This is a genomic window from Allobosea sp. BH3, from assembly GCF_025499465.1.
Lineage (GTDB): Bacteria > Pseudomonadota > Alphaproteobacteria > Rhizobiales > Beijerinckiaceae > Allobosea.
The window spans coordinates 453,807-466,520 of the sequence record NZ_JAIMCA010000001.1 but is presented as its reverse complement, the minus strand read 5'-3'; the positions used below and the strand labels follow the sequence as shown (position 1 = coordinate 466,520).

The 12,714-nt window shown below is 66.2% G+C and carries 11 protein-coding genes; 8 read left to right on the top strand and 3 right to left on the bottom strand.

Annotation, left to right across the window (positions count from 1 at the left end):
- Window positions 1–54 precede the first annotated feature (54 nt).
- From BoBH3_RS02230 to BoBH3_RS02195, 8 genes are all read left to right on the top strand, one after another.
- Window positions 55–1,161 carry a mandelate racemase/muconate lactonizing enzyme family protein gene (locus BoBH3_RS02230; protein ID WP_262329124.1) on the top strand — a complete coding sequence of 369 codons (1,107 nt, stop codon included), beginning with the start codon at window positions 55–57 and terminating at the stop codon, window positions 1,159–1,161.
- Window positions 1,158–2,651, top strand: coding sequence for an aldehyde dehydrogenase family protein (locus tag BoBH3_RS02225; RefSeq protein ID WP_262329123.1), 1,494 nt, complete (start codon window positions 1,158–1,160; stop codon window positions 2,649–2,651). Before BoBH3_RS02230 ends, BoBH3_RS02225 begins: the two co-directional genes overlap by 4 nt.
- Before the next feature lie 21 nt (window positions 2,652–2,672).
- Window positions 2,673–3,971: an NAD(P)/FAD-dependent oxidoreductase gene (locus BoBH3_RS02220; RefSeq protein ID WP_262329122.1), complete on the top strand. Its 1,299-nt coding sequence runs from the start codon at window positions 2,673–2,675 to the stop codon at window positions 3,969–3,971.
- Window positions 3,972–4,178: 207 nt separating this feature from the next.
- A complete protein-coding gene (locus BoBH3_RS02215; RefSeq protein WP_262329121.1) occupies window positions 4,179–5,231 on the top strand; it encodes an ABC transporter substrate-binding protein in 1,053 nt (350 codons plus the stop codon).
- A complete protein-coding gene (locus BoBH3_RS02210; RefSeq protein ID WP_262329120.1) occupies window positions 5,228–6,367 on the top strand; it encodes an ABC transporter ATP-binding protein in 1,140 nt (379 codons plus the stop codon). The genes BoBH3_RS02215 and BoBH3_RS02210 overlap by 4 nt, the downstream gene beginning before the upstream one ends.
- Window positions 6,364–7,263 carry an ABC transporter permease gene (locus BoBH3_RS02205; RefSeq protein WP_262329119.1) on the top strand — a complete coding sequence of 300 codons (900 nt, stop codon included), beginning with the start codon at window positions 6,364–6,366 and terminating at the stop codon, window positions 7,261–7,263. Before BoBH3_RS02210 ends, BoBH3_RS02205 begins: the two co-directional genes overlap by 4 nt.
- 1 nt (window position 7,264) lies before the next feature.
- The gene (locus BoBH3_RS02200) at window positions 7,265–8,077 is read left to right on the top strand and encodes an ABC transporter permease (protein ID WP_262329118.1); all 813 of its coding nucleotides are present in this window, start codon (window positions 7,265–7,267) and stop codon (window positions 8,075–8,077) included.
- A gap of 151 nt (window positions 8,078–8,228) precedes the next feature.
- Window positions 8,229–9,296, top strand: a complete 1,068-nt coding sequence (locus BoBH3_RS02195; RefSeq protein ID WP_262329117.1) for a hypothetical protein — start codon at window positions 8,229–8,231, stop codon at window positions 9,294–9,296.
- Between the two features lie 190 nt (window positions 9,297–9,486).
- Here the strand turns inward: BoBH3_RS02195 and BoBH3_RS02190 are convergent, their stop codons facing one another.
- From BoBH3_RS02190 to BoBH3_RS02180, 3 genes are read right to left on the bottom strand one after another with little or no spacing between them, the layout of a single operon-like run.
- Window positions 9,487–10,506 carry a CobW family GTP-binding protein gene (locus tag BoBH3_RS02190; protein WP_262329116.1) on the bottom strand — a complete coding sequence of 340 codons (1,020 nt, stop codon included), beginning with the start codon at window positions 10,504–10,506 and terminating at the stop codon, window positions 9,487–9,489.
- Window positions 10,507–10,512: 6 nt separating this feature from the next.
- A complete protein-coding gene (locus BoBH3_RS02185; protein ID WP_262329115.1) occupies window positions 10,513–11,754 on the bottom strand; it encodes an LVIVD repeat-containing protein in 1,242 nt (413 codons plus the stop codon).
- 42 nt (window positions 11,755–11,796) lie between these two features.
- Complete coding sequence (locus tag BoBH3_RS02180; protein WP_262329114.1) at window positions 11,797–12,501, bottom strand: GntR family transcriptional regulator; 705 nt, start codon at window positions 12,499–12,501, stop codon at window positions 11,797–11,799.
- Window positions 12,502–12,714 lie beyond the last annotated feature (213 nt).

Below are 12,714 nucleotides of genomic sequence, written 5' to 3'. Positions count from 1 at the left end.
CTGAGCCAAGGGCGTTCCCGGCCGGCGGCGATCACGGATTTGGCGGCGACAGCGATGAAGATCACCCGGCTCGAAAGTTTCTCGACCCAGGATGTCGGGTTCGTTCGGGCGACATGTGAGGATGGGAGCCAGGGTTGGGGGCAGTTCTCGCCCTATAATGCGGACATCACGGCGACCGTCTTCCATCGGCAGGTCGCGCGTTGGGCGGTCGGCGCCGATGCCTTCGCCATCGACGAGCTCGTGGCTACGATCTGCGAGCGTGAGCACAAATTCCCCGGCTCCTATCTCTGCCGCGCCGTGACGGGGCTCGATACCGCGCTGTGGGACCTGCGCGGGCGGATCGAGCGCAAGAGCGTCTGCGAGATGCTGGGCGGCGTGCCGCGCCCCTTCCCGGTCTATGCCTCCAGCATGAAGCGTGGCGAGATCACGCCTGAGGCCGAGGCCGAGCGCTTCCTGCGCCTGCGCGACGCCCATGGCTATCGCGCCTTCAAGTTCCGTGTCGGGCGCGAATGCGGGCGGGACCAGGACGAATGGCCCGGACGCACCGAGGCGATCGTGCCCGGGATCAGGGCCGCGCTCGGGGACGAGGCGACCCTGCTGGTCGATGCCAATAGCTGCTACTCGCCGGCCAAGGCCATTGCCGTCGGACAACAGCTGCAGGACCACGGGATCGTCCATTTCGAGGAGCCCTGTCCGTATTGGGAGCATGCCTGGACGCGCGAGGTGCGCGAGGCGCTGGCTCTCGACGTGACCGGCGGCGAGCAGGACTGCGACCTCGCGGTCTGGCGCGCCATGATCGACGGGCGCGTGGTGGACGTCGTGCAGCCCGACATCTGCTATATCGGCGGCGTCGGGCGCATGCTGACGGTGGCGCGCTGGGCGGCCGAAGCCGGCCTGCCGGTGACGCCGCATTCGGCCAACCAGTCTCTCGTGACGGTGTTCACCCTGCATGTCATGGGTGCGCTCGCCAATGCCGGCCCCTATGTCGAATTCTCGATCGAGGGGCCGGACTACTATCCCTGGGAGCAGGGATTGCTGCGCAACCCGCCGCAAGCGCGCGACGGCATGGTCGCCATTCCCGACGGACCGGGCTGGGGCGTGGAGATCGAGCCCTCCTGGCTTGAGCGGGCAGAATACCACGTCACCGAGGTGAGCGCGTGAGCGCCGAGCGCGCGCGGCTCGTCGAGGAAGCGCTGAGGACGGGCACGCTTTCCGGCCTGCCGGACGGGCATTTCATCGCCGGACGCTTCGTCGCTTCGGCCTCCGGACGGCGGATGGAGAGCTTCGATCCGGGCCGGGGCGTCGCCTTCGCCAGCGTGGCGGCCGGCGATGCCGAGGATGTCGACCGCGCTGTGGAGGCCGCTCGTGCCGCCCTGTCAGGTCCGTGGGCTGGCCTGAGCCCGGCAGCCCGCGGCGAGATCCTGATGCGGGCGAGCCAGCTGATCGCCGAACGCGCCGCCCGTTTCGCCGTGGTCGAAACTCTGGATTCGGGCAAACGGCTTGCCGAGGCCGAGGGCGATGTCTCCGGCGTCGTGCGGGCCTTCGCCTATTATGCCGGGGCCGCCGACAAGCTGCATGGCGACAGCATGCCGCTCGGCCCCGACCATGTCGGCCTGACGATCGAGGAGCCGGTCGGCGTCGCCGCCCAGATCGTGCCCTGGAACTATCCGCTCTCGACGGCGGCGCGCGGCATCGCGCCTGCGCTCGCGGTGGGCTGCACGCTCGTGGTCAAGCCGGCCGAGCAGACGCCCTTCACCACGCTGATGCTGGCGGAGCTGCTGCACGAGGCCGGCCTGCCCGAAGGCGTCCTCAACGTCGTTGCTGGCACGGGCGCCGAGGCGGGCGCCGCGCTGGTCGCCCATCCCGGCATCGACCACATCACCTTCACCGGGTCGGTCGCCACGGGGCAGAGGGTGATGCGGGCGGCGGCTGAGCATGTCACGAGGCTCGCGCTCGAGCTCGGCGGCAAGTCCCCGGTGGTGGTGATGGCCGATTGCGATCTCGACGCCGCCTTCGCGGGCGTGATGGAAGCGATCTTCGAGAATGCCGGCCAGATCTGCTCGGCCGGCTCGCGGCTGATCGTCGAGGAGGCGATTGCGCAGCCCCTGCTCGACCGCCTCGTCGCGGGCGCTGAGGCCCTGCGGCCGGGCCATGGCCTGAGCGACGCGGGCATCGGCCCCATCAACTCACCGGCCCAACTGGCGCGGGTGGCAGACCATGTCGAGCGGGCGCGCGCCGCCGGCAACCGCATCCTGACCGGGGGCGGCATCGTGCCGCCGGAGGCGTGCGGCGGCGGCTGGTTCTACCGGCCGACCATCGCGCTCGCGCGCGGTGCGGATGATCCGCTGGTGCAGGAGGAGATCTTCGGCCCGGTGCTGACGGTCCAGGTCGTTCCCGATTTCGAGGCCGCGGTCACGGCGGCAAACGCCACCTCCTATGCGCTCGTGGCTGGCATCTATACGCGCGACCACGCCCGGGCCTGGCGCTTCGCACGCGCGGTCGATGCCGGCCAAGTCTACATCAACGAGTTCTTCGCCGGCGGCGTCGCGATGCCCTTCGGCGGCAACCGAAAATCCGGCTTCGGCCGCGCCAAGGGCATGGCGGGCTTGCGCAGCTACAGCAAGCTCAAAAGTGTGGTAGCCAGGATCTGATCCGGGGGGATGACGCCAGATATGCCGAGCGAGCTGTTCGCCAATGACTTCAAGGCCGCTCCCTATTGGTGGGACGCGGTGCCCCGGCCCAACTTGCCGCTGTCCGAGCCGCCGAAGCAGGCTGACGTCGTGGTGGTCGGCTCCGGCTATACCGGCTTGCATGCTGCGCTCCAGACGGCGCGCGCCGGCCGCCATACCGTCATCCTCGATGCCGAGGCAGCTGGCTTCGGCTGCAGCACCCGCAATGGCGGCCAGATATCGACCAGCGTGAAGCCCGGCTTCGCGGATCTCGCGCGCCGCCACGGCCGAGAGCGAGCCTTCGCGATCCTGCAGGAGGGGCGGAATTCGCTGCGCTTCTTCGGCGATTTCGTGCGCGATGAAGGTATCGACTGCGATTTCGCCGTCGTCGGCCGCTTCCACGCCGCGCATTCGCCCGGCAGATACGAGGAACTCGCCCGCAGCGTCGCCGATCAACCGAAGGGGCTCGAAGTCGCCTGCCATGTCGTGCCGCGCAGCGAGCAGCGCGCGGAGATCGGCTCCGATCTCTATCATGGCGGGGTGGTCTATGAGAGCCATGCCTCGGTCGATCCGGCACGTTACCATCAGGGCCTGATGGCGCGCGCGGTGGCCGCCGGCGCCGAGATCGTTCCGTTCTGCCCGGCGCAGCAGATCACCCGCACTGGCGGAGAATTCCTGGTCGAGACACCGCGCGGAACGATTCGTGCGCGGGATGTCGTCATCGCCACCAATGGCTATACCGGCCCGGCGACCAGTTGGCTGCGCCGCCGCGTCATCCCGATCGGCAGCTATGTCATCGCGACGGAGGAACTCGAACCGGCGCTGGTCGACCGGCTGATTCCGCGCAACCGCATCGTCAGCGACACGCGCAAGGTGGTCTATTATTACCGCGCCTCGCCGGATCGCCGGCGCATCCTGTTCGGCGGCCGGGTTTCCCTGAGCGAAACCGATCCCCGCCGCAGCGGACCGCTGCTCCACGCCGCCATGAGCGGCATCTTCCCCGAGCTGGCGAAAGCCAGAATCAGCCATTCCTGGTGCGGCCTCGTCGCCTACACCTTCGACGAGCTCGCGCATATCGGAAGCCATGACGGCATGCATTACGCCATGGGCTATTGCGGCTCCGGCGTCGGCATGGCGAGCTATCTGGGCATGCGCCTCGGCCAGCAGGCGCTGGGCCTCGCCGAGGGGAAGACCGCCTTCGACAGCGTGCCGTTCCAGACGCGCCCGCTCTACAATGGCAATCCATGGTTCCTCGCGCCCTCGATCTTCTACTACCGCTGGCGCGACCGACTGGCGCGCTAGATCATCGGCCCGAAAAGTGGAGCGCGGTTTTCGGACAAGGCCGATGATCCGGTTCCGCCGGATTGGTCGCCCGGAAATCTCAGAGTGGACCTTATGGCCAGACCAATTCCATCAAACTCTGCATGAGGCGAGGAGCGCGCGGACCGGTCTCAAGGTCGCGCACTGATATCGCCAGGGGAACGCACCGTCCGCATCGGGAGAACTGACATGCCGCGCCAGCCAACCTTGCCATCAATTACGCTTGCCCTGGTCATGGGCCTGTCGAGTGCAGCCCCCGCCCTTGCGCAGGAGCTGACTGTCGTCTCCTTCGGCGGCTCCTATCAGGACGGGCAGAGCAAGGCGCTCTTCCAGCCCGCCGCCAAGGCGCTGGGCATCAAGATCAAGGAGGAGACCTACAGCAGCATCGCGGATCTGCGCCTCAAGGTGAAGGCCGGCGCCGTGACCTGGGACGTGGTCGCCAGCGGCTCCGGCAGCGCGGCGCGCGCCGGTGCGGAAGGCATCCTCGAGAAGCTCGACTACAAGGTCATCGACACGTCGAGCTTCCTGCCCGGAACGGCGCAGGATTACTGCGTCGGCGGCGACGTCTTCTCGACAGTCATGGCCTGGAACACCAAGACCTATGGCCAGAACGGGCCGCAGAGCTGGGCCGATTTCTGGGACGTGAAGAAGTTCCCGGGCAAGCGCTCCTATCGCAAGGGCGTGGCCGGCGCGCTGGAGCCGGCGCTGATGGCCGACGGCGTGCCGCCCGAAAAGGTCTACGAGGTGCTGTCGCAGCCCGGCGGGATCGACCGCGCGATCAAGAAGATCCGCGAGCTGAAGCCGCATATCGCCGTCTGGTGGAGCTCCGGAGCGCAGCATGCCCAGCTGATGAAGGACGGCGAGGTCGACATGGTCACCGGCTGGAACGGCCGCTTCGACGTCGCGGCCAAGGACGGCGCCAAGGTCGCCTACACTTTCAATCAGGGGCTGCTCGACTACGATTGCTTCGCCGTGGCCAAGGGCGCGCCCAACAAGGATCTGGCGATGAAGTTCATCGCAGAGATCAGCAAGCCGCAATATCAGGCCGAATTCACGAAATACATCACCTACGGCCCGACCAACAAGAAGGCCTATGACGGCGGCGCGATCGATGCGGCCTACGCCAAGACGCTTCCGTCCCATCCCGACAATGCGAGCAAGCAGCTTCCGATCGATCTGGACTGGTACATCAAGTTCGAAGCGCCGGCGTCGGCCGCCTACCAGAACATGCTCACTGAATGAGGGGAGCCGACGACCAGTCACGGCCGCGGGATGCGGCCGTCGCGGCAGCGGCGTCAGAGACGGCGCTGCCGATCACGATCAGGCGGCTGAGCAAGGCCTACGGCGCCGTTCCGGTGCTGAACGAGATCGATCTCGACGTCAGACCCGGCGAATTCCTGACCCTGCTCGGCCCGTCCGGCTCGGGCAAGACGACGCTGCTGATGGCGATCGCCGGCTTCCTGCGGCCGGACAGCGGCAGCATCCGCTTCGGCGAGCGGGAGGTCGTCCGGCTCGCGCCACACAGGCGCGAGATCGGCATGGTCTTCCAGAACTATGCGCTGTTCCCGCATATGGATGTGGCTCGCAATGTCGGCTTCCCGCTGCGGTTGCGGCGCGTTCCGGCCAACGAGATCGCCCGCCGCGTCGAGGCTGCGCTGGAGATGTTCCAGCTCGGCGGCTTCGGTGGACGCGGGATCGACCAGCTGTCCGGCGGCCAGCGCCAGCGCGTCGCGCTGGCGCGTGCCATCGTCTTCGAGCCCCGGATCATCCTGATGGACGAGCCGCTCTCGGCGCTCGACAAGCAGTTGCGGGAGCGCATGCAGATCGAGCTGCGTCAGCTCCACGAGCGCCTCGGCACCACGACCGTCTACGTTACGCACGACCAGCGCGAGGCTCTGACGATGTCGGATCGCATCGCCATCCTGGACAAGGGCCGGATCGCGCGCATCGACACGCCCCGCGCAATCTATGACGAGCCCGGCAGCCGGTTCGTCGCCGAGTTCATCGGCGAATCCTCCTTCCTCGATGCCGAGATTCTGGACGGGGAGTGCCGGGCCGCGGGCTCCATCGTCCGGGCGCGCCATATGCCGGCCAGCGCAGGGCCCTGCACGCTGGCGTTGCGACCCGAGCGGCTGCGGCTGCTGGGGCCGGGCGAGGGCGAGGAGATGAACGTCTTCGAGGCTCGCGTCACCGGCGCGATCTATCAGGGCGACACGCTGCTGCTGCAGGCGGTACTGGGCGACGGCAGCCCCATCACGCTGCGGCAGACGACGCGCAGCGGCGAGGTCGCGATGCCCGCCATCGGCGCGCCTGTGCGGATCGGAATCGCGATCGCGGACACGGTCCTGCTCGCTGGCGATGCGGAGGGCGCGCCATGACGGCAGCCGCCGACCTCGCCGACGACCTTCATGCAGCCGCGTTGCGGCGCGACCAATGGCTGGAGCGCGCTGGCCTTGCCGGCCTCGCGGCGCCGGCGCTGCTGCTGGTCGCTGTGACGATGATCGTCCCGGTCGGCTGGCTCTTCGGCCTGTCCTTCCTGGACGACGCCGGCGCCCCCAGCCTGGAACATTACAGGCGCATGCTGGCCGAACCGTCCTATGGCCGGACCTTCCGGACAACCTTCGAGATCAGCTTCGTCACCACGCTCATCTGCATCCTGCTGGGTTATCCGCTGGCCTATTTCCTCTCGCAGCTGCCGCGGCGGGCCGCCAATCTTTGCATGATCGCGGTGCTCCTGCCGTTCTGGACGTCGCTGCTCGTGCGGACCTACGCTTGGCTCGTGCTGCTCCAGCGCAGCGGGCTGATCAACAGCTGGGGCATCAAGCTCGGCCTGTGGAGCGAGCCGCTGCAGCTCGTGCACAATGTGGGCGGCACGCTGATCGGCATGGTCCACATCATGCTGCCTTTCATGGTGCTGCCGCTCTACGGCACGATGCGCGGGATCGACGGCAATCTCCTGCGCGCGGCGGCGAGCCTCGGCTCGACGCCGGTTCATGGCTTCTGGACCGTGTTCTTCCCGCTCTCCCTGCCGGGGCTGGCGGCGGGCTCCGCGCTCGTCTTCGTGCTCTGCCTCGGCTTCTACGTGACGCCGGCCATGCTGGGCGGCGGCAAGGTGACGATGGTCTCGAACCGGATCGCCAACGACATCGAACTCTTCTTCAACTGGGGTGCTGCCAGCGCGCTCGGCGTCGTGCTGCTGGCGATCACGCTCGTCGTGCTCGTTCTCGCCGCGCGGCTGTCGCGCGGCACCGGGCTGTTCGGGGCCGGGCACTGAGATGGGCTGGCTCGACCGCCCCGCCAGCGACACGCAGATCAGCCACCGCTCCCGGCTGTGGCTCTATGGGCTCGGCGCGCTGATTCTCGCCTTTCTTGCCGTGCCCACGCTGATCGTGATCCCGATGTCGTTCTCCCAGTCGCAATATCTGGAGTTTCCGCCGCGGGAATGGTCGTTGCGCTGGTACGAGGCCTATTTCTCGTCATCGACCTGGATGGCGGCGACCGCCACCTCCTTCAAGGCCGGCTTCTGCACGGCGCTGCTCGCCACCCCGCTGGGAACGCTGGCGGCCTATGGCCTACATGCCTCGCGGCTGCGCTTCGCCGGGCTCGCGATCCTGGTTCTGCTGACCCCCACCATCGTCCCGGTCATCCTCGTCGGCGTCGCGCTGTTCTATGCCTATGTGCAGCTCAGGATGGTCAATTCCTTCCTCGGCATCGTGCTGGCACATGCGACCTTGGCCGTCCCGATCGTGATGATGATCGTCGGCTCGGCGCTGAAGAGCTTCGACATGGATCAGGAGCGGGTCGCGCGCAGCCTCGGCGCGACGCGGACGCAGGCCTTCCTCATGGTGACGGCGCCGCAGATCGGCTTCGCCATCGTCACCTCCGCCGTGCTCTCCTTCCTGACCTCCTTCGACGAGGTGGTGGTGGCGCTCTTCGTCTCCGGCGGCGACAACGCGACGCTGACGCGCATGATGTTCCTGGCGCTTCGCGACCAGATCGACCCGACCATCGCCGCGATCTCGACCATCATGATCGTGATGACATCGTTGCTGCTGGCGATTTCGCAGATGTTCGGAAAAGGCGATTGATCGTGGAGGCCAGATCTTAAGATTGCACTGCCGAGACGAACGATCTGGCCGCCGTTCTCGTGGCGTTTCGCAGCGCTGACATCTATTCAGATGACGATATCGCTACGGAGTCCGTGGATAATCGAATGTATAGAGAGCGTGGAGATGGAATATGGCCAACTTTGAGGAACGCTTCGCCTACGCTCTCAACAATGTGAAATACTCGCCGCATGGAGACAGCAAGGTCTATGCAAAGGCAGCGGTCAGATCGCAATTTCGCGAAAGCGTCTTCATTTACGGCACGGTTGGCCCGGAGGCGATGCATTACGGCGGGCGGGGCAATCCCGTCGCGCGTGCGGCTGCGCATTGGACGCACCAGACTCAGCTGCATGCCAGGCATTATTCGCGGATAGCGGGACGCTCATTCAAGTTCTACGATCCCGGCCCGCGCACGGCATCACTGATCCAGGGAGGGTATCAGATGATGGACATGTATTATGGCATGGATAACGACCTGTTCCGGAATAGGAAGCTCAATATTGCGGAATTTATTCATCTCGCCATGGAATTCGACAAGAAAGGCAAGAAACCAAAATTTGATCCCGATAAATCCGGCAGGCAAGCCTTCTGGGAAGCATACCCGCATATTAAACTTGGCCATGAAAAGCACCCCGACACCGATGCCGCGTACGGACATTCTGCGACAAAGGAAATGTCCAAGATCATTCGCGAAGGAATCAGGCGCTTCGGCGGAAAGCTGATCTTCGAGGGGAAGTCAGTGTATGGAGCCGGCGTATTCGATCCAGCCGCCTATCAGGGGGATACTGATCTGGAGGCGCAGGAACTGTTCAAGAGCTTCCGACTTCCGGTCACGCCACGGATTCCGTTTGGCGAGGGGACGCTTGAATTTCAATGGAGCGGCATCCCGACGACGCCTACGCGCGCGCATTTTCTGACGAACTGGAACTGGAGCGGTGCCAACGTGAATCGCGGGACAAATCGCGCCGCTCCGGGCGACCCGAAAGATGCATGGAAGAATTTCGTCGAGAGAGCCCTGTCTGACCGGCATGGGCTTCGGGCTATCTGGAACAACTTCCAAATTTATCCTGCTGGAATGATCCTCGACAATCCGGCCATGGTCGACAAGCTGAAGCTCAACTCGAATTTTTCGAGGATGGAGATGGTGATCGCGCAGTTGAGCACGCTTCTGGCCATGCAGCACAGGACCCCGCCCAAATAGCTGCCAGGCTTTGATGTCCGGTGCCCGCCATTTTGAGATGCGTTCGGAATTGACAACGTTTGCGGCGGGATTTCCAGGAATGCCTGGAGCGAGCTGCCGACCTGCCTTAATCTTGGCTCAGTATGCAGACGCTCGTCAGCAGATCTCGTCGAAGCGTATGAACCGAGGTGAGGAAAAAGACTTCCAGCGCCTAGCGAACCCCCAGGCGATGTACAGCATCGAGCAGCGAGAGCAGATCGCTTTGTGCGATGCCGCGCGTGATGGCCACGAGCCGCGAGGAACGCTCGCCCTCCGGCCATGCGGTGAGTTCGACCGGCGGGTGCGCGAAGTGCCCGACGATCTGGATCACGACGGGCCCCGGCCTGCCCTGCACGTCGACAAGCCCCTTCAGACGCAGCAGGTCGGCTCCGCGCAGCTTCCTGATCAGATCGAGCGCCGCCGCGAAGGCCTGCCACTCCATCGGCTCCTTGAGCGTTATGGCGAAGCTCGTGATCTGGCCTAGGTGACCGTCCGTACTCTCCGCTCGGAACCCGCTGCGGCGGGCGGGCAAGGCCGATGCGAGAAAGAGTTCCGGCGCGAGCTCGCCATGCGCCGCGGACAGCAGCTGTGCATGCGGATTGACCGAGCGGGTGGCCTCGATCGCGCTCTCGGCCTCGTCAGGGGCGGCGAGGTCGGCCTTGGTGGTGACGACGCAGTCGGCCAAGGCGAGTTGCCGCCCAGCCTCGGGCATGCCCGCAAGCGTCTCTTCGAGCGCGGGCAGCGCCGCAACGCAGATCAGCTTGCGCAGGTAGAATTCCGCGCCGAGCGCCCGGTCGGTCAGGAAGGTCTGCAGGATCGGCCCGGGGTCGGCGAGGCCGGTCGTCTCGACCACGACCCGGCGAAAGGCCGGGATCGCGCCGCGCGAGCGCTCGATCCAGAGCTGCCGGAGTGTCTCCTGAAGGTCGCTGCGCATGCTGCAGCAGACACAGCCATTACCGAGCAGGACCGTCGCCTCGGTGCTGCTGCGCAGCAGGTCCTGGTCGATGCCGATCTCACCGAACTCGTTTACGACGACGGCCGTGCCCTCGCCGTCCGCCGTGTCGAGGAGGGAGCGGATCAGCGTCGTTTTGCCGGCACCGAGAAAGCCCGTGACGACGAAGACGGGGACGCGCCCCGCACCCTCGTCCCGCGCCGGCCGCCCGAAAGGCGCTTGGGCCGAGCCGGCCGGCATCGCGCCTCAGAACTCCATTTCGAGCGTATAGAGGCCGCCGCTGAAGCGATCGACCGTGTAGACGATGCCGCGCTCGTCGACGAAAACGTCGTTGAGCGAGATCGAATCCTTGTCCGAGAGCGCTGGCGCCGGCGGCACGAAGCTCGCGATCTCGCGCGGCTGGTAGGGATTGGCGATGTCGAAGGCGCGCAGGCCGGCGCCGAAGAAGGTGCCGATCACTACCTGGTCCGACTGCCACGAGGTCGGCAGCGGCACGTTCTCATGCAGGTTGTGCACGCCGATGCGCCGGTCGGAGCGGCCGAAGAGATCGGCCGCGGGGGCGGGGAGGGTGGAGATCGGGACGGGGTTGGTCTCGTCGCGACCGTCTACGATCCATGTCAGCTTCGGCAGGTCCGAGCCGTCCTCGCGCACGGCCTCGTCGGTGACGATGAAGAGGTCCCGGTCGAACAGCGGCAGCACCGTATGGGTGAAGCCCTTGAAAGGGGGAGAGTTGTCCCAGCGCGAGACCATCTTGGGCCGCGACATGTCGGCGATGTCGAGGATGATCATGCCGCCGTCGATATAGCCGAGATAGGCCCGGTCCGGCCGCTGCGGATAGACGTTGGTATTGTGGGCGCGAAATCCGACATCCTCCGCCGCCGGCGGAATGTGCCGCGGAATCGGCGGCTCGGCGTCACCCTCGGCGATGCCGGGAATCCACCAGCGGCCGACCTCGCGCGGCGCCGTGAGGTTGCCGATGTCGATGATGCGGTAGCACTGGTCGTCCTTCTGGTTGCGCGGCAGGAAATCGGCCGCGCCGGCCGCCATGTGGATGTAGCGGCCATCGACGAACCAGAGCTGGTGGACGCCGCGCGAGCGCGGACCCGACGCATCGAAGAAGCTGATCGAGCGCGGGCTCTCGGGTACGGAGATGTCGAACAGCTCGAAGCCTGCCGGCTGCATGCCGGGCTTCAGCGTCTGGTAGGCGACGGCCATGATGTCGCCGACGACCTCCAGCGAGTTGGAGCGCATCTGCCCGTGCGGCAGATCGGTCTGTGCAACAATCTTCGGATTGCGCGGATCGGTGACGTCGACGCCGGTGAAATTCTTCGGCGCGCTCTCATGCGCGAGCCACATGATCCGCCGCCCGTCCTTGGCGATCTGGATCGACATGCCTTCGCCCATGCCGCCGAAGCCATTGAGCTGATTGTGCGAGAGAAATTTGAAGTTCCAGATCTGGCCCGAGCTGGCGAACGGGTCGGCGGTCATGCGGTTGCTCCGGGCAGCGGTCTTGGCGGAAAGGGGAGGCGATCACGACGCCTCGGCAGGATCTATCGCGTCGATCTTGCTGAGGATGCGGTCGCGGCTGCGATTGAGATGGCCTTCGAGCTCGGCCAGCGCCCGGGCTTCGTCACGCGCCAGCAGGGCATCGATCAGGTCGCCATGGTGTGAAACGACGCGTGCCAGGCGGCCGAGCTTCAGGTTGACGAGCGAGAGAGCGAGGCGCGTCTCGGCCAGCACGACCTCGAAGGCGGCGACGAGCGACGAATTGCCGGAAAGCGCGACGATCAGCCCGTGAAGCGCGAGATCCTCCTCGACCAGCGTCGCAGGGCTCTGCGGCGGGCCGAGCTTGTCAGCCCGCATCAGCCGCTCGCGCCAGGCGACCAGCGAACGCAGCGCCTCGTCGCTGCCGCGCCGCAAGCCCTGCTCGATGCCCATGCGCTCCATCGCGAACCGGACCCCGAAGAGGTCGTCGATGCCGGGAGGCGTCAGCATCTTGACGAAGAAGCCGCGCCGGACGCGGAACTCGCACAGGCCCTTCCGCTCCAGCAGGCGCAGACCCTCGCGGATCGGGCCGCGCGACAATTGCATGGCGCGGGCGATCGAAGCCTCCGAGAGCCGGCTGCCGGGCGGCTGCCGGCCTTCGATGATGGCCCGGTAAATCTGCGCTGCAGCGAGCTCCGGCAGCGTCTCGCCAGCGACCGGCGAGAAGGCGACTGACGGAACTTCGAGCACGCTGTGCAATCTCGAGGCTTGACGCGCCATCGCGTAAAGGGTCCTAATTCGTTCGACACGCAACTGTTAGCAGTTGGTAGTTTGCTTGGGAAGAGCGGCCCATGCCGCGGTGGACAGGTTCTTCGGAACTCCGCCGCGGCGGGCGAACGTGGCTGAGGTCGAGCGAGGCTGCCTTGGGCCGGCCTCGTGCGGTCGACGAGATTGAGCGGACGG

Bases quoted from the DNA above. Each gene is read 5' to 3' on its own strand.
- BoBH3_RS02230 (WP_262329124.1), top strand. From the start codon at position 55: ATGAAGATCACCCGGCTCGAAAGTTTCTCGACCCAGGATGTCGGGTTC.
- BoBH3_RS02220 (WP_262329122.1), top strand. From the start codon at position 2,673: ATGCCGAGCGAGCTGTTCGCCAATGACTTCAAGGCCGCTCCCTATTGG.
- BoBH3_RS02215 (WP_262329121.1), top strand. From the start codon at position 4,179: ATGCCGCGCCAGCCAACCTTGCCATCAATTACGCTTGCCCTGGTCATG.
- BoBH3_RS02210 (WP_262329120.1), top strand. From the start codon at position 5,228: ATGAGGGGAGCCGACGACCAGTCACGGCCGCGGGATGCGGCCGTCGCG.
- BoBH3_RS02205 (WP_262329119.1), top strand. From the start codon at position 6,364: ATGACGGCAGCCGCCGACCTCGCCGACGACCTTCATGCAGCCGCGTTG.
- BoBH3_RS02200 (WP_262329118.1), top strand. From the start codon at position 7,265: ATGGGCTGGCTCGACCGCCCCGCCAGCGACACGCAGATCAGCCACCGC.
- BoBH3_RS02195 (WP_262329117.1), top strand. From the start codon at position 8,229: ATGGCCAACTTTGAGGAACGCTTCGCCTACGCTCTCAACAATGTGAAA.
- BoBH3_RS02190 (WP_262329116.1), bottom strand. From the start codon at position 10,506: ATGCCGGCCGGCTCGGCCCAAGCGCCTTTCGGGCGGCCGGCGCGGGAC.
- BoBH3_RS02185 (WP_262329115.1), bottom strand. From the start codon at position 11,754: ATGACCGCCGACCCGTTCGCCAGCTCGGGCCAGATCTGGAACTTCAAA.